At 61.1% G+C, this 21,032-nt stretch carries 17 protein-coding genes; 7 read left to right on the top strand and 10 right to left on the bottom strand.

Translation table 11 applies throughout. From position 1 onward, the window contains the following. Positions 1–4 precede the first annotated feature (4 nt). Both LUB09_RS07850 and LUB09_RS07845 read right to left on the bottom strand, forming a co-directional pair. On the bottom strand, positions 5–280 hold the full coding sequence (locus tag LUB09_RS07850) for a helix-turn-helix domain-containing protein (RefSeq protein ID WP_209986558.1): 276 nt from the start codon (positions 278–280) through the stop codon (positions 5–7). Beyond that, complete coding sequence (locus LUB09_RS07845) at positions 277–1,611, bottom strand: type II toxin-antitoxin system HipA family toxin (protein WP_231422325.1); 1,335 nt, start codon at positions 1,609–1,611, stop codon at positions 277–279. Before LUB09_RS07845 ends, LUB09_RS07850 begins: the two co-directional genes overlap by 4 nt. 278 nt (positions 1,612–1,889) lie before the next feature. Between LUB09_RS07845 and LUB09_RS07840 the strand changes: the two genes are divergently transcribed. Further along, the gene (locus LUB09_RS07840; RefSeq protein WP_231422268.1) at positions 1,890–3,179 is read left to right on the top strand and encodes an autotransporter outer membrane beta-barrel domain-containing protein; all 1,290 of its coding nucleotides are present in this window, start codon (positions 1,890–1,892) and stop codon (positions 3,177–3,179) included. A gap of 85 nt (positions 3,180–3,264) precedes the next feature. Here the strand turns inward: LUB09_RS07840 and oadA are convergent, their stop codons facing one another. Together oadA and LUB09_RS07830 are read right to left on the bottom strand one after the other, a co-directional pair. Beyond that, complete coding sequence (oadA, locus tag LUB09_RS07835; RefSeq protein ID WP_231422267.1) at positions 3,265–5,073, bottom strand: sodium-extruding oxaloacetate decarboxylase subunit alpha; 1,809 nt, start codon at positions 5,071–5,073, stop codon at positions 3,265–3,267. An 11-nt stretch (positions 5,074–5,084) separates the two neighbouring features. Continuing rightward, positions 5,085–6,500, bottom strand: a complete 1,416-nt coding sequence (locus LUB09_RS07830) for an acetyl-CoA carboxylase biotin carboxylase subunit (protein ID WP_209986566.1) — start codon at positions 6,498–6,500, stop codon at positions 5,085–5,087. Between the two features lie 194 nt (positions 6,501–6,694). Here LUB09_RS07830 and LUB09_RS07825 point away from each other — a divergent pair, with 194 nt between their 5' ends. Beyond that, a complete protein-coding gene (locus tag LUB09_RS07825; RefSeq protein WP_209986569.1) occupies positions 6,695–7,669 on the top strand; it encodes a LysR family transcriptional regulator in 975 nt (324 codons plus the stop codon). On the opposite strand, the gene LUB09_RS07820 is transcribed toward LUB09_RS07825, so the two are convergent. From LUB09_RS07820 to LUB09_RS07810, 3 genes are all read right to left on the bottom strand, one after another. Next, positions 7,599–7,796 carry a PA3496 family putative envelope integrity protein gene (locus tag LUB09_RS07820; protein WP_082638316.1) on the bottom strand — a complete coding sequence of 66 codons (198 nt, stop codon included), beginning with the start codon at positions 7,794–7,796 and terminating at the stop codon, positions 7,599–7,601. The genes LUB09_RS07825 and LUB09_RS07820 overlap by 71 nt on opposite strands. Positions 7,797–7,947: 151 nt before the next feature. After that, on the bottom strand, positions 7,948–8,814 hold the full coding sequence (gene hexR / locus LUB09_RS07815; protein ID WP_003177007.1) for a transcriptional regulator HexR: 867 nt from the start codon (positions 8,812–8,814) through the stop codon (positions 7,948–7,950). A gap of 162 nt (positions 8,815–8,976) precedes the next feature. Continuing rightward, the gene (locus LUB09_RS07810; RefSeq protein ID WP_231422266.1) at positions 8,977–11,850 is read right to left on the bottom strand and encodes a GGDEF and EAL domain-containing protein; all 2,874 of its coding nucleotides are present in this window, start codon (positions 11,848–11,850) and stop codon (positions 8,977–8,979) included. 275 nt (positions 11,851–12,125) lie between these two features. Here LUB09_RS07810 and uvrD point away from each other — a divergent pair, with 275 nt between their 5' ends. From uvrD to LUB09_RS07795, 3 genes are all read left to right on the top strand, one after another. Continuing rightward, positions 12,126–14,309 carry a DNA helicase II gene (uvrD, locus tag LUB09_RS07805; RefSeq protein ID WP_209986578.1) on the top strand — a complete coding sequence of 728 codons (2,184 nt, stop codon included), beginning with the start codon at positions 12,126–12,128 and terminating at the stop codon, positions 14,307–14,309. Between the two features lie 189 nt (positions 14,310–14,498). Further along, positions 14,499–15,371, top strand: coding sequence for a Tim44 domain-containing protein (locus LUB09_RS07800; protein WP_209986582.1), 873 nt, complete (start codon positions 14,499–14,501; stop codon positions 15,369–15,371). Between the two features lie 136 nt (positions 15,372–15,507). Beyond that, complete coding sequence (locus LUB09_RS07795) at positions 15,508–15,915, top strand: SMI1/KNR4 family protein (RefSeq protein ID WP_209986585.1); 408 nt, start codon at positions 15,508–15,510, stop codon at positions 15,913–15,915. A gap of 144 nt (positions 15,916–16,059) precedes the next feature. On the opposite strand, the gene LUB09_RS07790 is transcribed toward LUB09_RS07795, so the two are convergent. Beyond that, positions 16,060–17,823 (bottom strand): cation:proton antiporter, encoded by a 1,764-nt coding sequence (locus tag LUB09_RS07790; RefSeq protein ID WP_231422265.1) that lies wholly within the window; start codon positions 17,821–17,823, stop codon positions 16,060–16,062. Positions 17,824–18,115: 292 nt separating this feature from the next. Here LUB09_RS07790 and LUB09_RS07785 point away from each other — a divergent pair, with 292 nt between their 5' ends. Further along, positions 18,116–18,592 (top strand): acyl-CoA thioesterase, encoded by a 477-nt coding sequence (locus LUB09_RS07785; RefSeq protein WP_116627067.1) that lies wholly within the window; start codon positions 18,116–18,118, stop codon positions 18,590–18,592. A 60-nt stretch (positions 18,593–18,652) separates the two neighbouring features. Here the strand turns inward: LUB09_RS07785 and pdxY are convergent, their stop codons facing one another. After that, positions 18,653–19,525, bottom strand: a complete 873-nt coding sequence (gene pdxY, locus LUB09_RS07780) for a pyridoxal kinase PdxY (RefSeq protein ID WP_231422264.1) — start codon at positions 19,523–19,525, stop codon at positions 18,653–18,655. A gap of 117 nt (positions 19,526–19,642) precedes the next feature. Between pdxY and LUB09_RS07775 the strand changes: the two genes are divergently transcribed. Continuing rightward, on the top strand, positions 19,643–20,038 hold the full coding sequence (locus LUB09_RS07775) for a DUF3301 domain-containing protein (RefSeq protein WP_209986594.1): 396 nt from the start codon (positions 19,643–19,645) through the stop codon (positions 20,036–20,038). Here LUB09_RS07775 and LUB09_RS07770 read toward each other — a convergent pair. Further along, on the bottom strand, positions 20,032–20,994 hold the full coding sequence (locus LUB09_RS07770; protein WP_231422324.1) for a CobW family GTP-binding protein: 963 nt from the start codon (positions 20,992–20,994) through the stop codon (positions 20,032–20,034). The genes LUB09_RS07775 and LUB09_RS07770 overlap by 7 nt on opposite strands. Positions 20,995–21,032: the final 38 nt, after the last annotated feature.

Raw genomic sequence — 21,032 nt, 5'->3', positions numbered from 1 at the left:
CGCTTCAGTAGTTGCGGCGTATCCTGACTACGCCCATCTGCATACCGAAGGGGCGAAACACCGCGTTCAGCGATTTGAGGGTCTGATTGCCCTCGCCATGCTCGATATGCACCAGGGTGCGCACCGAGATTTTGCACATCTTGGCAAACTGGTTCTGGTGCAGCCCGGTGACCTCAGTGCGCAGGCGGCGTACGGCTTCGCCTATCTGCAGTGAACCGTCGGCAAGGCCTTGTTCAATGCTTTGCAGCAACAAGGCACGGGCATCCATGCTGGTCGTCATCTGAGCCCCCACTGCTTGAGCCGCAGGTCCAGTTTGCCCAGTGGGATACTGGGGTGATTCAAGGTCACGGCAGGCAGTCCTCCAGCCGCGAGCATGTCCGGTAACGCACGCAACTGTTCGGCGTCCTGGCGCAGTCGTTCAAACGCCAGTTCGGGATCGAGAATGTCGCCCAGCGCATCGCAGACACCCCGCCAATTGATGTCGCCCGCCACTTCCAGGGGTTTGGGCCACTTGGTCGTTCGGGTGACGCCCTCGTCATCCATCACCATGGGCGCCAGGTCATAAATGGGTGCCAGGCGAAGGGCGTCGCGTTCACGGATAATTGAGGTATTTCGCCCGTGGTTATCCGAGTTACCCAGCACTTTATTGAGCAAGTCCCGACGTAGATACTCGGCAACCAGCTCAGCTATCTGAGAGTGCTGGCCCACAGCGCGCCATTGCTCAACCAGCAGATTGATGACTTCCAGGTGATCCATATAGCTGCCTGGCGTGGTCACGCCCGCCAGGGAGTAAATCGATTCGACAGCCAGGCGTTCCACGCCGTTTTTTCCGACTCTGCGGTCAAAACGATGCATCCACAGGCTGGGTTTGGTGGCCTCTTCCAGTGCCAGGCCATCGGCAGCGACGGTGTTTATGCCAAGTGCCTGAAGCGCTTTGTAGTAGTGATATTCGCTTCTAAGGATGACCTGGTCATGCTGTGTAGCCTGGTTGCGAGCGAACTTGATGAACCAGTGTTGAGTCACTTCATCGTCATTCAGCACAGCATCTGGATACAGCAAGCCGTCCCTGCCTTGGGTCATCAACAGTTTCGGCGCCTCGCCGCCTGCTCCGGTAGCACCGCCGATCGCTGCACCCTGCTCATAGGCATATTCTAAAAAGCTGTTATCGCGAGCGACCACCTCATGCCGGGGAAAACCAACTGGCACTTCGCCGTCCACCGCTTGCACCGATTCCTTGATACGCATGTTGCCGATGGGTGCCGGTGTGCTGCGCCACAGTAGAAACAGATCGGCATTCAAGTCCTGCGGTTTTTCGTGGCCTATGCGTTTCATCAAGGAACGTCTGGCCGCACCGGATGGGACGATATCGTGCAAAAAGGCGGGCGCTGATGAAAGCCCCGCAACATCCCAGGTCAGTGGAAACCGTGCGCTGACGGACCTGGAAAAAGGTTGTTGGATGGCCTCAATGTTGTCGACGAGATAATCCTGTCGGTAGTGAAACCTGCAGGCCCCCTCCAGCCCCTTTTGAGGCTCAGAGAACTCGAGGACCATAGCGTCACGCCAATGACCGTCGGTGAAAATCTGCAACATTAAAAGGTAAGTGTTTTCCATCTGCAATTTGGTGCACCTGCCTGGCAAATTACACAGCGTCACTGCAATATAGTGCATTTATAGAGTAGATAGCGGCCATATTTACGCATTAAAATGCACTTTTTTTGCAAAAGCTCGTAAAAAACGCAATTTAATGCAAACGAGCATCTAGGGCTTGAAGTGTTTTTAATCGCCGCCAAGTAGGGACAACTCCCGCAAAACAGCAGTCGCCAGCCTGACATTTATAACCAGCCCATCTCGCTAAATTCCCGGCCTCATTTATCAGAGGTTGGGATTACATGCTTCATACACCCCACAGATTTGCCCTGGTCATGGCCCTCGCGATGAGCACGGTCGGCCTTTCACCCGCCTATGCACAAGGTGAGTTCGACTACTTGCACCACCACTCGCAACCCGACGACACAGAGGATGCCGAGTGGTATGAAGTGCCTGAGGTCGACACGCCGCTGGTGGACGGTTATCTGATCCAGAAGGCCACCTCTTACAACGGTTTGCAGCTCGCTGCCGTGCTCGATCCCGCGCTCACCAAGCTGATGGACGCCGAACTGACATCGGAGGAGGAAGAAGAACTGGAAAAAATCGCTGACGCCCTCACCCGGGACCCCGGAGGAATGGGTGCCGCCCTTGAACAACTGGCCGGCAGTCAGAACGCCAACCTCGCCGCCGCCACTCAAAACACTACGCAGCAGCTTGGCACCCAGCTGCTTTCAACCCTGCAGGCATTGCCCGACACCGATGAGGGCCACTTCTGGACCAAAGGCGTGCGCAACGAAGGTCGCCTGGCCAGGCAAGGCGGCAGCGCCGGCGTAAGCACCGACACCCAAGGCTTGATGCTGGGCGCCGACTGGGCCCTGGACCAGGCCTGGCGCGTGGGTGTGATGGGCGCAAAGACCAGCAGCCGCTTCGATGCCCACCGCTTCGACGCCGACCTCGACAGTTGGCACCTGGGTGGCTACGCAGTCCGGCAGGACGGGCCCTTGGCGCTGCGCCTGGGAGGCATCTACAGCCGCCATGCCGGCACCAACAAGCGCCGCATTCAACTGCTCGACTATGAGGAACAACTCAAGGGGAGCTACGACGCCCAGAGCCAAACCCTCTTCTCTGAGCTGGGCTACCGGTTGGGCAGCGCGGATGTCAGCGCCGAGCCGTTCATCGGGCTGGGCTACCAGCGCTATCATCGCGACAGCTTCAAGGAGCGCGGCGGGCTGGCCGCGCTGAACGTCGGCTCGCAAACCCAGCAAAACCTGAACAGCACCGTTGGCCTGCGTCTGGCGACGGAGTATCGGTTCGATCACCAGGTCAGCCTCACTCCCCACCTCAGCACCCGCTGGAAACACCTCTACGGCGCGGTCGACAGCCAGGTGCGTCAGTCCTATCGCCACACCCCGGGGCTGATTGACGATTTCACCATCACCGGCACCTCACTCGACCGCGACAGCCTGGAATTGCAAGCCGGCCTCGACCTTGCGCTGTCCGCGCAACACACCGTCGGCCTCAGCTACAGCGGCCAGGCCGGTACCCACAGCCGCAACCAGGGCCTGATGGGGCAGTGGACGATGAGTTTTTAAGCGCCGCGGCCGCCAAATCACAGGCAAAAAAAAGGGGAGCATCTGCTCCCCCGAGGATTAAACGGTAGCGGTCGAAGGCTGTGTGTCAGCCTTCGATTTCAATCAGAATTTCGCCCGGATTGACCCGGTCGCCCTTGGCCACATGAACAGCGCTCACCTTGCCGGCAATCGATGCCTGCACTTCGGTTTCCATCTTCATCGCTTCGGTAATCAGCACCGCCTGGCCGGCCTTGACCACGTCGCCTTCCTTGACCAGCACATCGACGATATTGCCCGGCATTGCCGTGCTGACGTGCCCTGGCTCGGTGGCGTGCTTGCGCTTGCTGCCGCCGCTGCTGACAAAGTCGTTGAGCGGTTCGAACACCACTTCTTCGGGCATGCCGTCGATGGACAGGTAGAAGTGCCGCTTGCCCTCGGCCTTCACGCCCACACCGGTGATGTCCACGCGGTAGCTTTCGCCGTGCACGTCGATCACGAACTCGGTCGGCACGCCCTCACCGCCTGCGCGGGCCACGCCGCCGGCTTCAGGGATCGGCAGCAGCACTTCCGGCGCCAGGGTGCCGGCGTCGCGCTCTTCGAGGAACTTGCGACCGATATCCGGGAACATGGCGTAGGTGAGCACGTCTTCTTCGGACTTGGCCAACGCCCCGATTTCGCCGCGCAGCTTGGTCATTTCCGGTTTGAGCAAATCGGCCGGGCGCACATCGATCACGTCTTCGCTGCCGATGGCCTGGCGGCGCAGCTTCTCGTTCACGGTGCCGGGCGCCTTGCCGTAGCCGCCTTGCAGGTAGAGCTTCACTTCGTTGGTGATGGTCTTGTAGCGCTCGCCAGCCAGCACGTTGAAGAATGCCTGGGTGCCGACGATCTGCGAGGTCGGTGTGACCAGCGGCGGGAAGCCGAGGTCTTCACGCACACGCGGGATTTCGGCCAGCACTTCGCTCATACGGTTGAGGGCGCCCTGCTCTTTCAACTGGTTGGCCAGGTTGGAAATCATCCCGCCCGGCACCTGGTTGACCTGCACGCGGGTATCGACGGCGGTGAATTCGCTTTCGAACTGGTGGTACTTCTTGCGCACCGCATAGAAATACAGGCCGATTTCCTGCAGCAGCTCCAGGCTCAGGCCGGTGTCGAATTCGCTGCCTTTAAGCGCGGCGACCATCGACTCGGTGCCCGGATGGCTGGTGCCCCAGGCGAAGCTGGAGATCGCAGTGTCGATGTGGTCGGCACCGTTTTCGATGGCCTTGAGCTGGCACATCGCAGCCAGGCCGGCGGTGTCGTGGGAGTGGATGAAAATCGGCAGGTTCTGCTCGGCTTTCAGCGCCTTGACCAGTTCGCCGGTGGCGTAGGGGGTCAGCAGGCCGGCCATGTCCTTGATCGCAATCGAGTCGCAACCCATGGACTCCAGCTGCCGGGCCTGGGCCACGAACGCTTCGACGGTGTGCACCGGGCTGGTGGTGTAGGCGATGGTGCCCTGGGCGTGTTTGCCGGCGGCTTTGACTGCTTCGATGGCCACGCGCAGGTTACGCACGTCATTCATTGCGTCGAAGATGCGGAATACATCGATGCCGTTGACGGCAGCCTTGGCGACAAACGCCCTCACCACGTCGTCGCTGTAATGGCGATAGCCCAAGAGGTTTTGCCCGCGCAACAGCATCTGCAGGCGCGTATTGGGCAACGCGGCGCGCAGTTGGCGCAGGCGCTCCCACGGGTCTTCCTTCAAAAAGCGCACGCAGGCGTCGAAGGTCGCGCCGCCCCAGACTTCCAGGGACCAGTAGCCGACTTTATCGAGCTTGTCGCAGATCGGCAGCATGTCTTCGGTGCGCATGCGCGTAGCCAGCAACGATTGGTGGGCGTCGCGCAGGATGGTGTCGGTTACAAAGATTTTCTTGGACATTGTTGTATTCCTCACAGGCCTGCGTGGGCGGCGATGGCGGCGGCGATGGCCAGGGCCAGCTCTTCGGGTTTGCGCTTGATCGAGTAGTTGGTCAGCTCAGGGTGGCTTTCCACAAAGCTTGTATTGAACTGGCCGCTGCGGAATTCCGGATTACGCAGGATTTCCTGGTAATAGGCGGCGGTGGTCTTCACGCCCTGCAGGCGCATGTCGTCCAGGGCACGCAGGCCGCGGTCCATGGCTTCTTCCCAGGTGAGCGCCCACACCACCAGTTTCAGACACATGGAGTCGTAGAACGGCGGGATGGTGTAGCCGGTGTAGATCGCCGTGTCGGTGCGCACGCCAGGGCCGCCGGGTGCGTAATAACGAGTGATCTTGCCGAAGCTGGGCAGGAAGTTGTTCTTCGGGTCTTCGGCGTTGATGCGAAACTGCAACGCGAAACCACGGTGCTGGATATCTTCCTGCTTCACCGACAGCGGCAGGCCCGAGGCGATGCGGATCTGCTCGCGGACGATATCGATGCCGGTAATTTCTTCGGTGATGGTGTGTTCCACCTGCACCCGGGTGTTCATCTCCATGAAATACACTTCGCCCTCGGCGAGCAAAAACTCCACGGTGCCGGCGTTCTCGTAGCCCACGGCTTTGGCGGCGCGTACCGACAGGTCGCCGATGTAGGCGCGCTGTTCAGGGGTGAGTTGAGGGCTGGGGGCAATTTCGATGAGCTTTTGGTTGCGGCGCTGGATCGAGCAATCGCGCTCGAACAGGTGCACCACGTTGCCAAAGCTGTCACCGAGGATCTGCGCCTCAATGTGCTTGGGATTGACGATGCATTTTTCCAGAAACACGTGCGCCGAACCGAAAGCCTTGGTGGCCTCGGAGATCACGCGGGGGAAGGCTTGTTCGAGTTCTTCACGGCTGTTACACCGACGAATGCCGCGCCCGCCGCCGCCGGACGTGGCCTTGAGCATCACCGGGTAACCAATGCGGTCGCCTTCGATAAGGGCTTCATGGATATCGGCGACATTGCCTTCGGTGCCGGGGGTAACCGGCACGCCGGCCTTGATCATGCTGCGGCGCGCTTCGGTCTTGTCACCCATGCGGCGGATAACTTCAGCCGAAGGGCCAATGAACTTGATGCCACGTTCGGCGCAGATGTCGGCCAGTTCGGCATTTTCCGACAGGAAGCCGTAGCCGGGGTGCAGCGCGTCGCAACCGGTCTCCACGGCCAGGTTCACCAGCTTGCGCGGGTTGAGATAACCGGCCAGAGGGTCGGCACCAATGCTGTGGGCTTCGTCGGCACGTTTGACGTGCAGCGCATGACGGTCGGCATCGGAAAACACCGCGACCGAGCGAATACCCATCTCGGCACAGGCACGCACGATGCGGACGGCAATTTCCCCACGGTTGGCGATCAGGATCTTTTTTATCACTTGGAAATTCCCTTGAGCCGATTGCTGCGTCATCGACCCGATGAAGCGGGGTCGGCGCGTGACCAAATGTTTCATGACAGTCGCGAGACACACACTAAGCCGCTGGAGGGATTAACAAAAATCAATAATTATTGGGCTGTGTATAAGCAAAGACTTATAGTCACTGCATCAGGGTTGGCCGGGGTGCTTTAAAAATGCGTAAGTCATTGATGCGACTGACATTGCGTCAGCTGCAAATCTTCAATGAGGTGTGTGATCTGCGGTCCTACAGCCGCGCAGCCGAGGAAATGTCCCTCACACAACCGGCCGTCAGCCTGCAAATTCGCCAGATTGAGGAGCTGATCGGTCAGCCGCTGTTCGATTATGTCGGCAAAAAGCTCTACATGACCGAGGCCGCCGAAGCGCTGCAGCGGGCCAGCCGCGATATTTTCGGGCGCCTGGAAAACCTCGACATGCAGCTGTCGGACATGCAGGGGTCGCTGCAGGGCCAACTGAAACTGGCGGTGGAGTCCAGCGCCAAGTATTTCGTGCCGCACCTGTTTGCCGCCTTCAAGCGCCAGCATCCGGAAGTGCAACTGCACCTCACGGTGGTCAACCGCGCGCAGGTCATTCGCAGGCTGTCGGACAACCGCGACGACCTGGTGATCATGTCCATGGTGCCTCAGGACATGGGCCTGGAATTCCTGCCCTTCCTCAACAACCCGATTGTGGCGGTGGCGCCACCGGATCATCCGTTGAGCCTCAAGGGCCCGCTGCGCCTGCAGGACCTGGAACCTTACACGCTGCTACTGCGCGAACCGGGCTCCGGCACCCGGATGGCCTGTGAGGAATACTTCAAGGAAAAACGCGTGCACTTCACCCAGACGGTGGAAGTGGCTTCGGCCGAGGCGCAACGCGAATGCGTGTGCGCCGGGCTCGGCGTGGCGCTGCTGACGCGCCATGCGGTCAACATGGAACTGGCCACCGGCGGGCTCAGGGAGCTGCCGGTGGAGGAACTGCCGCTGTACCGCAGTTGGTGCCTGGTGCAGGCCAAGGCCAAGCGCCTGTCACCGGTAGCCCATGCCTTCTTGGGCTTTATCCGCAGCGAGCGGTTGCAGATCAGCGCGCTGGCTGAGCGTTTCGCTGGGCGGCCGCGGGTGCCTGCCAATGCAGTTCCGGGTAGTCACTGATGCTCTGCAACAGTTGACGCTGGTCACAACGGTCTTCGATCGCGCGACGGAACGCCATGCGGCGCTGGTCTTCCTGCTGACGACGGGTTTTGACGGAGCTGCTGCTTTCTTCGTAGTGCCGGGCCATTTCGAGTCTCCCAATGCGAGTACGGGAGCTCAGGATGGTCCTGGGGGATGACACGACTGTGACAGCTCGGTGAAGATTCTAAAAACACTGGAGATCAAAATGTGGGAGGGGGCTTGCCCCCTCCCACATTTGGAATGGGTTTGAACTGAGGTCAGTCGTCCAGGGCTTTGACCGACTTGGGCGATAACCGCAGGCTGCGCAAGCTGCGCTTCACGCTCTTGAGGTGGTTGACCAGGCTCGGTCCGCGCGCCATGGCAACGCCCATGGCCAGTACGTCGATCACCACCAGGTGGGCGATACGCGAGGTCAGCGGCGTGTAGATTTCGGTGTCTTCGTGCACATCGATCGCCAGGTTGACCGTGGACAGTTCCGCCAATGGCGTCTGGCTCGGGCACAGGGTGATCAGCGAGGCGCCGCTTTCGCGCACCAGGTTGGCGGTGATCAGCAGGTCTTTGGAGCGGCCGGACTGGGAAATGCAGATGGCCACGTCGGTAGGCTTCAAGGTCACCGCCGACATCGCCTGCATGTGCGGGTCGCTGTAGGCAGCTGCGGTGAGCAGCAAGCGGAAGAACTTGTGCTGGGCGTCGGCCGCCACCGCACCCGAGGCGCCAAAACCGTAGAACTCCACGCGCTGGGCCTGGGACATGGCGGTCACGGCCTTTTGCAGCTCCACCGGGTCAAGCTTCTCGCGCACTTCCATCAGGGTATGCAGAGTGGTGTCAAAAATCTTAAGGCTGTAGTCGGCGACCGAATCGTCTTCGTGGATCGCAAACTGACCAAAACTCGCACCGGCAGCCAGGCTCTGGGCCAGCTTGAGTTTCAGGTCCTGGAACCCCGAGCAACCGATGGCGCGGCAGAAGCGCACGATGGTCGGCTCGCTGATGCCCACGCTGTGGGCCAGGTCGGCCATGGAACTGTGCATCACGGCCGCGGGGTCAAGCAGCACGTGATCGGCAACCTTGAGTTCCGATTTGCGTAACAGGTGGCGCGACTGGGCGATATGTTGCAGCAGATTCACAGGGCAGGACTCTTGTTATTGGCAGGCGCCAGGGATGTAGCAAGCTTGTAGTTATACTACAGGAATTGTCGTTTTGCCCGTTTGATCCTTCACTAAATCGCCCCCTTCCCCTGTGAATCTGAGGCCACACATCATGTAGCACCAGGGGCGGACCCGACGTCGTTAAGGAAAATCTGCATTCTCGCGTAACAATTGCGCGAACTGTTCAGCCGGGATCGGCCGGCTGATCAGGTAGCCCTGCACCTCGTCGCACTGTTGCGCGCGCAGGAAATCCAGTTGCTGCTGATCTTCCACGCCTTCGGCCACCACCTTGAGCGCCAGGCCGTGGGCCATGGCGATGATTGCGCGGGTGATGGCCGCGTCTTCGCGCCCCTGCCCCAGCCCACGAATAAAGGTCTGGTCGATCTTCACGTAGTCCACGGGGATGCGTTTGAGGTAGCTCAGGGACGAATAGCCGGTGCCAAAATCGTCGATGGCCAGCTTCACCCCCAGGTCGCGCAGTTGCTGGAAGGTGGCGATGATGTGCTCGACGCTGTCGAGCAACTGGCTTTCCGTCAGCTCCAGCTCCAGGTATTGCGGGTCCAGGCCGGTTTCTTCGAGTACCTGGCGCACCAGACTGACCAGCTTGCCCTGGCGCAACTGATGCACCGACAGGTTCACCGACACCCGGATCGGCGCCAGCCCCTGGCGCTGCCACTCACAGGCTTGCCAGCAGGCCTGGCGCAGCACGAACTCGCCCAGCGGCACAATCAGGCCGGTCTCTTCGGCCAGGCCGATAAAATCCCCCGGCGGCACCATGCCCCACTGCGGATGCTCCCAGCGCACCAGCGCTTCGGCCGCATTGAGCGTGCCGCTGGCCAGGCACAGCTTGGGTTGGTAGAACACCGTGAGCTGACGCTCTTCGATGGCCTTGCGCAGGTGGTTTTCCAGCTGCAGACGCTCCAGGGTGCTGGCTTGCAGGCTGTCGGTGTAGAACTGGAAGTTATTGCCGCCCAGGTGCTTGGCGTGTTGCATGGCCATGTTCGATTGGCTGACCAGCTCGGAAATTTCCCGCGCGTTATCCGGCAACAGGCTGACCCCCATAGAGGCGCTGACCACCAATTCATGCCCCTCAACGGTCACCGGCACGCGCAGCTTGGCCAACAATCGCGTGGCCACCCGGGCCAGGCTGGAGAGGTTGCCGTAGGCGTCAAACAGCACGGCGAATTCGTCACCGGACAGGCGCGCGATGGTATCGGCCTCGGGCAAGGCATTGATCAGGCGCCGCGCCATCTTTTGCAACAACTGGTCGGCCACTTCATGGCCCAGGCTATCGTTGAGCAATTTGAAGCGGTCCAGGTTGATATGCAGCAACGCCAGGCTGCGGCCGCCCTGACGCACCCGCTGATGAGCCTCGCGCAGGCGCTCGCGAAACAGCGAGCGGTTGGCCAGCCCGGTCAATTCGTCGTAGTGAGTGAGGTAGCGCATGCGCTCCTCCGATTCACGCCTGGCGGAAAGATCGGCGAAGAAGCCCACTATATGGCTGACCTTGCCGCGAATATCGCGCACCACGTTCAGTTGCAGCCATTGCGGGTACAACTCTCCGTTCTTGCGCGTTTCCACCAGTTCACCTTGCCAGGTGCCATGGCTGAGCAGCGCCTGATGGATCAGCGGGAAGTGGCGTCGAGCGTCGCGGCTGCAGGGCAGCTCCACGACGTTGCGGCCGAGCATGTCGTCGATATCGAAGCCGGTGACCCGGCTGAAGGCCTGGTTGACAGCGATCAGCGCGTAATTCGGGTCAAGAATCACGATGCCTTCGCTGGCCGCCTCGAACACCGTCGAGGCCAGCCGCTGCTGCTCCTCCAGGACCTTGTCGGCGCTGATATCACGGCGCGTGCCGAGCATGCGGATCACGCGCCCGCTGGGTGAATGTTCCACCGCGCGGCCACGGTCTTCGATCCACACCCAGTGGCCATCGCCGTGGCGCACGCGGTATTGCACCTGATAGTCCTCGCTGCGGCCCTTGAGGTGATCCACCAGCGCACGCTTGAGCAGCGGCACATCCTCGGGGTGCAGGCGCGGCTTGAGATGGCTGAGCATGGCCGTGATGTACTCGGGTTCCAGGCCGAACAATTCCTTGAGGTGGGAGTGGTGGACTTCGTCGGTCTGCAGGTTCCAGTCCCACAGGCCCAGTTCGCTGGCTTGCAGGGCCATGGCCAGGCGCTCTTCGCTCTTATTCAGGGCGAGGCTGGCGGCATCCAGTTCCTGGCTGCGTTGCGCCACACGGTCCTGCAGGCCGATTTGCGCCTCGCGCAGGTCCTGTTCGACCTTGCGCCGCTGCTCGACTTCGCGCACCAGGTCCTGATTGAGCTGCTCACTGCGCTGCTGGGCCTGTTGCAGGTGTTCGATCAAGGCCTGGTTCTGGAAGCGCCGCACCAGCCCGCGCTGGATCAGGCGGTTGACCTGCCAGGCGACCAGGCTGAGCGATGCCAGCAGAATTAGCCCGAGCACGGCCCAGCCACGTTGCTGCGCTGCGCCGTCCCAGAACAGATAGGCAATGGCCGGTACCAGGCACGGCAAGGCAAACGACAGGAATGCCGACAGACTCACGGCGTAGGCCACGCTGGCCGACAAGGTGGCCGCCCCGAGCAGGCCGAACACCCAGGCCTGCTGCATGAAGCTGTTTTTGGGCACCAGGGCGATGGCGGCGATGGCCAGGGTCAGGCCGCTGACCGCCGAGCCGAGCATGAACATGCGCCGCCATACCGGTTGCGCCTGCCGACTGGGCATCGCCGAATCAAACGCCGCCACCTGAATCACGCGCATCGCCACCAGGGCAAGCAACCAGACCATCCAGAGGCTGTCGAGCAGGTATTGCCGGGGGTTCCACAGCAGCCAGGCACAGACCAGACCGTTCACCAACATCAATAGGGTCGGTAGCAGCGAGCCCTGATAAAGCAGGCGTGTGCGCTCGACCGCCATTTCGGTGGCGTAGTGCTTGCGGATAACCTGCGCGGGCGCGGCCGTGAGGCCAGACAGGTCAGTGCTGAGGGTCATAGGCGATGTTCTTATAATGGTGAGCCCGAACGTTCGCGGAGCATACACAAGCAAGTGCCCGGGCCAAACCGCCCTGTGCGATAAAAATCACCTGTCAAAGGCACGCAAAGCTGGGTCCAGAGGCCTTCAGCGAGACGCAGCGCGGGCTGTGGCCATGACTTACCGGTCATCCCATGCGAAAGAATGTTTACCGGACCACAGCGCGCCGCAGGTTTTCCGTCGACCGAGCGGCATTGGGATTTGCCCGACTCCCCCCGGCACCCTAGAATGCGTCGATGCGCGATGATCTCTCCCTTCTGCTGAACTCCCTCAACGATGCCCAACGCCAGGCCGTAGCCGCCCCCGTTGGCCGTCAGTTGGTCCTGGCCGGTGCTGGCTCCGGTAAAACCCGAGTGCTGGTGCACCGTATCGCCTGGTTGATCCAGGTCGAGAACGCGTCGCCGCACTCCATCCTGTCGGTGACTTTCACCAACAAGGCGGCTGCCGAGATGCGCCACCGCATCGAGCAGTTGATGGGCATCAGCCCGGCCGGCATGTGGGTGGGCACCTTCCACGGCCTGGCGCACCGCCTGTTGCGCGCGCACTGGCAGGAAGCGGGCCTGAGCCAGACCTTCCAGATTCTCGACAGCGACGACCAGCAACGCCTGGTCAAGCGGGTGATGCGCGAACTGGGCCTGGACGAACAGCGCTGGCCCGCGCGCCAGGCGCAGTGGTTTATCAACGGCCAGAAAGACGAAGGCCTGCGCCCGCAGCATATTCAAGCCAGCGGCGATCTGTTCCTGGCCACCATGCGCAGCGTTTATGAAGCCTACGAGGCCGCCTGCCTGCGTGCCGGCGTGATCGACTTCTCCGAATTGCTGTTGCGCGCCCTCGACCTGTGGCGCGACAACCCGGGCCTGCTGGCGCATTACCAGAAACGCTTTCGCCACATTTTGGTGGATGAGTTCCAGGACACCAACGCCGTGCAGTACGCCTGGTTGCGCCTGCTGGCCAAGGGCGGTGACAGCCTGATGGTAGTGGGCGACGACGATCAGTCGATCTATGGCTGGCGCGGCGCGAAAATCGAGAACATCTACCAGTATTCCGATGACTTCCCGGACGCGGCCACCATCCGCCTGGAGCAGAACTACCGCTCCACCGCCGGTATCCTCAAAGCCGCCAATGCCTTGATCGCCAACAACACCGGGCGCCTGGGCAAAGAGCTGTGGACAGACGGCGGCGAAGGCGAAGCGATCAACCTGTACGCCGCGTTCAACGAGCACGATGAAGCGCGCTACGTGGTGGAAACCATCGAAAGCGCGCTGAAAACCGGCCTGGCGCGCAGCGACATCGCCATTCTCTATCGCTCCAACGCCCAGTCGCGGGTGCTGGAAGAAGCCTTGCTGCGCGAACGTATCCCATACCGCATCTATGGCGGCCAGCGCTTCTTCGAGCGCGCGGAAATCAAGAACGCCATGGCCTACCTGCGTCTGCTGGAAGGCCGTGGCAACGATGCGGCGCTGGAGCGGGTGATCAATATCCCGACGCGTGGCATCGGTGAAAAAACCGTTGAAGCGATCCGCGACCATGCGCGCCACGCCGATGTATCGATGTGGGAAGCCATGCGCTTGCTGATCGCCAATAAAGGCCTGACCGGCCGTGCGGCCGGGGCATTGGGCGGGTTTGTCGAGCTGATCGAGACCCTCGCCGCCAAGTGCATGGAAATGCCCCTGCACCTGATGACCCAGACCGTGATCGAACAGTCCGGGCTGATCGCCTATCACGAAGCGGAAAAAGGCGAGAAAGGCCAGGCCCGGGTAGAAAACCTTGAGGAACTGGTCAGCGCCGCGCGGGCGTTCGAAAATGCCGAGACCGAAGAAGACCTTACACCGCTCGCCGCGTTCCTCGGTCATGCCTCATTGGAGGCCGGCGACACGCAGGCCGACGAGCATGAAGACAGCGTCCAGCTGATGACCTTGCACAGCGCCAAGGGTCTGGAGTTTCCGTATGTGTTCCTGGTGGGCATGGAAGAGGGTCTGTTCCCGCACAAGATGAGCCTGGAAGAGCCGGGCCGCCTTGAGGAGGAGCGCCGTCTGGCCTATGTGGGCATCACCCGGGCGATGCAGAACCTGGTGATGACCTACGCCGAGACCCGGCGCCTGTATGGCAGCGAGACCTACAACAAGGTGTCGCGCTTCGTACGTGAAGTGCCGAAGGGGCTGATTCAGGAAGTGCGCCTGTCCAACAGCGTCAGCCGCCCGTTCGGCGGTGGCCAGCAACAGAACAGCAGCACCCTGTTTGCAGGGTCCGAGATTCCCGAAACCCAGTTCAGTCTGGGCCAGCAGGTGCGGCATTCGATTTTCGGCGAAGGGGTGATCCTCAACTTCGAAGGCGCCGGCGCCCAGGCTCGGGTGCAGGTGAACTTCGCCGAAGGCAGCAAGTGGCTGATGATGGGTTATGCCAAGCTCGAGGCGGTCTGACACATTTGCCTACATGAAGGCTGTTGGTCCGCCCTTGTTTTTAACGAGCGCGGGCCAATATCTGTAATTAGTCCTACAGACCCTTCGGAATAGGTCCTACGCAAAAGCCCGAAACACTCTGCCGCTAGCCACTGCCACAACACCTGTGCAACATGGCGCGCGTGCAATCCACAAATGGGAATTCCCTTTATGAAACGTTTTCTTAGCATCGCCATGGCGTTGTGCATCGGTTTGACGATGAGCATCGACGCCAACGCCAAACGCTTCGGTGGCGGCAAAAGCATGGGCTCGGCACCGACTCACCAAACCAGCCAAATGGCTCCTTCCGCGGGTGCCGGCGGTGCTGCAGCTACCGCAGGTGCAGCCGGTGCTGCTGGCGCTGCTGCCAAAGCCGGCGGTGCGTCGCGCTGGCTCGGCCCTCTGGCCGGCATCGCAGCCGGTGGCCTACTGGCCTCCATGTTCATGGGCGGCGGCTTCCAGGGCATGCAGATTTTCGACATCCTGATCCTGGCGGTCATCGCCTTTGTGATCTTCCGCTTCATCGCTGCCCGTCGCCGCAAGCAGCAGGAGCATATGGCCCCGGCCGGCGCGCCGATGCAGCGTGAAGTCTTCGAGCAGAAGCCTGCGGCAATGGGTTCGATCTTCGGTGGTTCGGCAGCACAGGCTCCCGCTCGTCCGGTGATCAATGCACCGGCCTGGTTCAACGAGGAGCGTTTCGTCGAAGCGGCCCGCAGCCACTTCCAGTCCCTGCAGCAGCACTGGGACGCCAACGAAATGGACAAGATCGCCGAGTTCGTGACCCCGCAACTGCTGGAGTTCCTCAAGCGCGAACGTGCCGAGATTGGCGATGCGTTCCAGTCGACCTACATCGACGACCTGCGCGTCCAGCTGGACGGTGTGGATGATCGCGCCGACAAGACCATCGCCACCCTGACCTTCAGCGGTGTGTCGAAGACCTCGCGCTTCGACCAGGGCGAAGCGTTCAGCGAAAGCTGGAACATGGAACGTCCGCAGGGCGAGAACCAGCCATGGCTGGTCGCCGGTATCCGCCAGAACAGCTGATACCCGCACGCTTGAGCATGCGGTAATAAAAAACCCCGGACTTGTCCGGGGTTTTCTATTTCACGGTTGCACTTATAGCGAGCTACTGTATAAAACGCCCCTATTAACCGCGCCATCTAGCAAGAGGATCCCGGCCGTGGAAGAAATCATCGAACAATTGCGTGAAGCCAACGAGCCCGTACCGGTTCCTCTGGAACTGCCTGACGAAGACCAACTGGTGGAAATCGAGGAACAGCTGTTCATCGATATCCCGTTCGTCTTCCGCGAATTCCTGCTCACCGTCAGCGACGTGGTGTACGGCAGCCTGGAGCCGGTGACCGTCACCGACCCCCAATCGCACACCTACCTGCCGGAAGTGGCGGCCAACGCCTGGGATGCCGGCGTGGACCGCAGCCTGATCCCGATCTGTCAGGACGGCGACGACTATTACTGCGTCGAGGAAGACGGCACTGTGGTGCTGTGGTCCGCTGAAGAAGAACTGGTCCAGGAAGAAACCTGGGAATCGGTGTGGCACTGGGCGCGGGACGTCTGGCTGGAAAGCTGATCGCGACTGCATGGGCACCGCCAAGCCGATTCAAATGTGGGAGGGGGCCTGCTCCCGATAGCGGTGGATCAGTCAACACCCTCAGTGACTGACACACTGACATCGGGAGCAAGCCCCCTCCCACATTGGATACTCAGCGCATCCTCAGTGCTCCGACGTATCCTTATGGTTATCCAGCGTCTCCAGCAACGCCACCTGCATCCGCGTATGCACGCGGATGAACCAGCGCCAGAGCACCGCTGCCACCGCCGCCGTCACCACGGCAATCAACACCAGCAACTTATTGGTCGGCAAAATGCTGGCTGACAAAGCTGCCAGCAGCACGAAAATCACCAACAGCGACAGAATCGGAATCAGCTCCGCGATCACCCGTCGCACACGTTGGGTATGCCGCCCGGCCATCTCCGGCTTCACGCTCATCTCGGCCAGCAACATCGACAGTGCCTTGAGCTTGCGGTACGCCGCAATCAGAAACGGCAGCGACAGCAGCAACGCCCCACCCCAGATCAGAGCCTTCTGCCAACTTGGATCGCTGATCCAGCCTTCCAGATAACCTCCGATGCGCGCCGCAAAAAAACTGCCGGTGAAGAAAATCGCAATCACCAGCGCCAGGTTCACCCCCACCTGCAGGATGATCTTGCGGATCATCGACGCCAGCATCGCGCCCTCGCCTTGCGGCTGGATACTGCGCAACCACTCGCCGTACAGGCCAAACACCCGACTCAAGCGCGTGGGCATTACGGCGGCAATCTTCAGTGACAGCGGGTCGGCACTGCGAATCAGGTAGGGCGTGAGCAAGGTGGTGATCACCGAGACGGCCACCGCCACCGGGTAAAGAAAGTCGCTGGTTACCTGCAACGTCATCCCCAGCGCGGCGATGATGAAGGAAAACTCACCAATCTGTGACAGCCCCATGCCCACGCGCAGTGAGGTGCGGCCGTCATTGCCGGCAATAAACGCCCCGAGGCCGCAGGACAACATCTTCCCCAGCACCACCGCCACGGTGATCACCGCGATCGGCCAGGCGTATTGGAGCAGGATCTGCGGGTCGATCATCAAGCCGATCGCTACGAAGAAGATAGCGCTGAACATGTCGCGAACCGGCTCGATCAGGCGCTCGATCTTAATCAACTGGCGGGACTCGGCCATGATCGCGCCAATCAGGAACGCCCCCAGCACCATGCTGTATTCCAGCTTGACCACCAGCAGGCAGAAGCCGAAACACAGGCCCAACACGGTGATCAGCAGCATTTCGTTACTTTCGAACCTCGCCACATAGGCCAGCAAGCGCGGCACCAGCAGAATGCCGATCACCAGCGCCACAATCATGAACAGCGAGAGCTTGCCGACCGTGGAAAACACCTCGCCGGAGCTGACCATGCCACTGACGGCGATGCTCGACAGCAAGGCGATGATGCCGATACCCAAGATGTCCTCGACGATCAACACGCCGAAAATCAGCTGGGCAAAGCGCTGGTTCTTCATCTTCAGGTCATTGAGCGCCTTGACGATGATGGTGGTCGAGGAAATGGCCAGGATTGCCCCGAGGAACAGTGAGTCCATGGTGTTCCAGTCGAACCACTGGCCGATCTCGTAGCCGATCCAGATCATCAGGATGATTTCGAGGAACGCCGCGATAAACGCCGTGGCGCCCACCTTGAACAACTTGCGCAGGCTGAATTCCAGGCCCAGGCAGAACATCAGGAAGATCACCCCCAGCTCGGCGAGGGTCTTGATGGTGTCTTCGTCATGGATCAGACCGAACGGCGGGGTGTGCGGGCCGATGATGAAGCCGGCGACGATGTAACCGAGTACCACCGGCTGCTTGAGTCGGTGAAACAGGATGGTGACCACCCCTGCCACCAGCATGATCACGGCCAGGTCCTGAATAAAGCTGATGGCGTGCATGGCGAGGGGCTCCTTGAGGGTACTGGCGCTTTTCCCACTTCCGCTCGCGCCGCTGAGCAGTCGCCAAGAGCGGAAGGAAAAGTCTACCTTGAACGTAAGAAATGCCCTGAGATGGGCGTTTGAAGGTTAACACCGCGACTTCCAGTGAAAAGCCGGTGCAATATATGGAAACAATCGCTGCGGGGCGTGACGGCAAGCCGCCCGTCGGCGTCCCGTTACCGATAGCGCTGCAAATGATTCCAGCACCCGCAGAGGTGCCTCCCCAACCAATGCCTACAACCGTGAGTGTGCTATGGAACCCGGAAACGCCCAACTGTCGATGACGGTATTGATGACCCCAGACATGGCCAACTTCTCAGGCAATGTCCACGGCGGCACATTGCTCAAGTACCTCGACGAAGTGGCCTACGCTTGTGCCAGCCGTTATGCCGGCCGTTATGTAGTCACCTTGTCGGTCGACCAGGTGATTTTTCGCGAACCGATTCATGTCGGCGAACTGGTGACCTTCCTCGCGTCAGTCAACTACACCGGCAATACCTCGATGGAAGTGGGCATCAAGGTGGTGACCGAGAACATCCGCGAACGCTCGGTGCGCCACACCAACAGTTGCTTCTTCACCATGGTGGCAGTGGACGACCAGCGCAAACCCGCCCCGGTACCACCGCTGCAACCGCAGAACAGCGAAGACAAGCGCCGCTTCGTGCAGGCCCAGCAGCGCCGGCAGATTCGCCAGGAGTTGGAAAAGCGCTATCAGGAAATCAAAGGCTGACAGGCTCACCGAATCAAAATATGGAAGGGGACTTGCCCCCTCCCACATTTTTCTGCGTGCTTACAGACCGATCGGCGTGGCCTCAAACCGCACGCGCGGGTGGGCGATTCGATCCTGGGCCCGCACCAGCTCCAACTCGTAACTGGCGCAGGCCTGGGTTTCCAGCAGCACTTCATGCACTGCCGCAGCGGTGAATTCGAACGCCGTCAGCAAGCTGTCGCCCAGCAGCACCCGCGCCAGGAACAGCCCCGAGGTCAGGTCGCCCACACCCACCGGTTGGCGCGGGAATGCCAGCAGCGGCCGACGCAAGTGCCAGCTGCCGTCGGCGGTCACCAGCAGCATCTCGAAGCCGTCCGGCAACTTGCCCGGGTAGTCGAGGTGCTTGACCAACACCGCCTTTGGCCCGCGCGCCAGCAAGGCCTTGGCCATCGCCAGGCAATCGAACAATGACTGCGGCTTGCGCCCGGCAAAGCTGTCCAGCTCGAGCTGGTTGGGGCAGAGAAAATCGGCCATGGCGGCAGCTTCATCCAGCAAGAAATCACTGACCTCCTGAGGCACGACGCAGCCTTTCTCCGCATGGCCCATCACCGGGTCGCACAGGTACAGGGCTTTGGGGTTGATCGCCTTGATGCGCGCCACGCCGGTGAGAATCGCGCGGCCCTGAGCGGCGCTGCCCAGGTAGCCAGAAAGAATGGCGTCGCAGTTGCCCAGTTCGCCAATCGCCGCAATGCCTTCCACCAGCGCCGGAATCTGCTGCGGCGCCAGCACCTCGCCGGCCCACTGACCATACTGGGTGTGGTTGGAGAACTGCACCGTGTTGAGCGGCCAGACATTCACCCCGACCCGCTGCATGGGGAATACGGCGGCGCTGTTTCCGGCGTGGCCAAAGACCACATGAGACTGGATCGCAAGCAGATGGGGTGTACGTTTCATGCAGGAAATGTCCATAAAGCCGTTGAAATTCCGGCCGCGCAGTATGCGACTAAACGCAGCCTGTACGACAGACCGGCGACACAGTTAAGCTGCTCTCACTTTGTTGGAGTTCATCGCATGCTGACCCTGGGAAACATCTTCGTGTTGATGCTGCTGGCGACCGGCGCCGCCTGGGTCTGGCACAACCACGGCTTGCGCGAGCGTGCGCTGGCGCGGGTCAAGCAGCATTGCGCCCGGCTCGACATCGAACTGCTCGATGGCGCGGTGGCGCTCAAGCGCATCGGTTTTGTGAAGGACGCCAACGGTCGACGGCGCCTGGCGCGGATCTACAATTTTGAATTCACCGTGACCGGCGAAACCCGCCACGCCGGTGTCATCACGCAGTTCGGCGCTCACAGCGCGCAAATCGAGCTGGCGCCCTACCCGTTCGAAGCCAAAGAGCCATTGCCCAGTGCCGAGGTGATCGAGCTGAGCCAATGGCGCCAGGATCACCCGGCCAAGAACCGTCAATAACGGCAGGCGGCAAGTGCAGTCTGCAACGCGGCGACTGCCTGAGGTTCGCTGAAGATCAATTCGATACGCGAGTCCCGCCGCCATTCGCTGGACTGCCAGACGAGCATGCTGTTATCCACAGCGTTGGCCGAGACCCAGCCTTGGGTGCTGTGGATAACCAGCTTGGCGCGGCGCCAATCCAAACCTGACAGCCAGTGCTGCAGGCGCTCAACGTCAAAGCGCTGGCTCGGATGCCAGCGCCAACCGATGCTCCAGCCGCCCTCCTGGCCCTGGCTCAAGCAGATGGGCAGTGCGGGATCGCTCCAGATCGCCGGCAGTTGCGCCAACCCCTTGGGCACTTCGACGTTATCCACAGCCGCTTCGGCCTGCGTGTTCAAACCGGGCAGATACTCAATCGGCAGTTGCGCCTGGCGCGTCCAATACACTTCACAATCGGGTAATTGCCGTTCGATGGCCTGGCGCTGTTCGGTTTCCAGCCCCTCATCCTTGTTCAACACCAACAGACCCGCGCTGGCCAATGCCTCCTGCTGCGCAGGCGGCAGGGGTTTGCCCGACGCCAGCGCCTGGGCATCCAGCACCAGCACACAAGGCTGAACCGCCAGCACGTCCTGCCACGGCGTCTCGCGCAGTTGTTTGAGCAACTGCGCCGGGTGGCCCAAGCCTGAGGGCTCGATAAACAACCGGTCCGGCCTGGCCTTGCGCAACAGGCGGCCAAGGCCTACCTGAAACGGCGCACCATTGACGCAACACAGGCAGCCGCCCGCCACTTCGCCCAAGGCAATACCGTCGTCGTCCTGGGTGAGCAAGGCAGCGTCCAGGCCGATCTGCCCGAACTCGTTGATCAGCACCGCCCAGCGCTCATTGGCCGGGCGCTGGGCAAGCAGGTGCTTGATCAGGCTGGTCTTGCCGGCGCCCAGGGGCCCGGCGATCACATGGGTGGGAATGTTCTGCAGCATCGTGGGCATCGTTCAGGCCGTGTAGAGCGCTTGATCCT

The organism is Pseudomonas sp. Leaf59 (genome assembly GCF_920984685.1).
Classification (GTDB): domain Bacteria; phylum Pseudomonadota; class Gammaproteobacteria; order Pseudomonadales; family Pseudomonadaceae; genus Aquipseudomonas.
The sequence above is the reverse complement of the archived record's forward strand: the minus strand, read 5'-3'. Positions and strand labels throughout refer to the sequence as shown.

What these genes read in the sequence shown, in the direction of transcription:
- LUB09_RS07850 (WP_209986558.1), bottom strand. Translation starts at nt 280, where the DNA reads ATGACGACCAGCATGGATGCCCGTGCCTTGTTGCTGCAAAGCATTGAA.
- LUB09_RS07845 (WP_231422325.1), bottom strand. Translation starts at nt 1,611, where the DNA reads ATGGAAAACACTTACCTTTTAATGTTGCAGATTTTCACCGACGGTCAT.
- LUB09_RS07840 (WP_231422268.1), top strand. Translation starts at nt 1,890, where the DNA reads ATGCTTCATACACCCCACAGATTTGCCCTGGTCATGGCCCTCGCGATG.
- oadA (WP_231422267.1), bottom strand. Translation starts at nt 5,073, where the DNA reads ATGTCCAAGAAAATCTTTGTAACCGACACCATCCTGCGCGACGCCCAC.
- LUB09_RS07825 (WP_209986569.1), top strand. Translation starts at nt 6,695, where the DNA reads ATGCGTAAGTCATTGATGCGACTGACATTGCGTCAGCTGCAAATCTTC.
- LUB09_RS07820 (WP_082638316.1), bottom strand. Translation starts at nt 7,796, where the DNA reads ATGGCCCGGCACTACGAAGAAAGCAGCAGCTCCGTCAAAACCCGTCGT.
- LUB09_RS07810 (WP_231422266.1), bottom strand. Translation starts at nt 11,850, where the DNA reads ATGACCCTCAGCACTGACCTGTCTGGCCTCACGGCCGCGCCCGCGCAG.
- uvrD (WP_209986578.1), top strand. Translation starts at nt 12,126, where the DNA reads ATGCGCGATGATCTCTCCCTTCTGCTGAACTCCCTCAACGATGCCCAA.
- LUB09_RS07800 (WP_209986582.1), top strand. Translation starts at nt 14,499, where the DNA reads ATGAAACGTTTTCTTAGCATCGCCATGGCGTTGTGCATCGGTTTGACG.
- LUB09_RS07790 (WP_231422265.1), bottom strand. Translation starts at nt 17,823, where the DNA reads ATGCACGCCATCAGCTTTATTCAGGACCTGGCCGTGATCATGCTGGTG.
- LUB09_RS07785 (WP_116627067.1), top strand. Translation starts at nt 18,116, where the DNA reads ATGGAACCCGGAAACGCCCAACTGTCGATGACGGTATTGATGACCCCA.
- pdxY (WP_231422264.1), bottom strand. Translation starts at nt 19,525, where the DNA reads ATGAAACGTACACCCCATCTGCTTGCGATCCAGTCTCATGTGGTCTTT.
- LUB09_RS07775 (WP_209986594.1), top strand. Translation starts at nt 19,643, where the DNA reads ATGCTGACCCTGGGAAACATCTTCGTGTTGATGCTGCTGGCGACCGGC.
- LUB09_RS07770 (WP_231422324.1), bottom strand. Translation starts at nt 20,994, where the DNA reads ATGCTGCAGAACATTCCCACCCATGTGATCGCCGGGCCCCTGGGCGCC.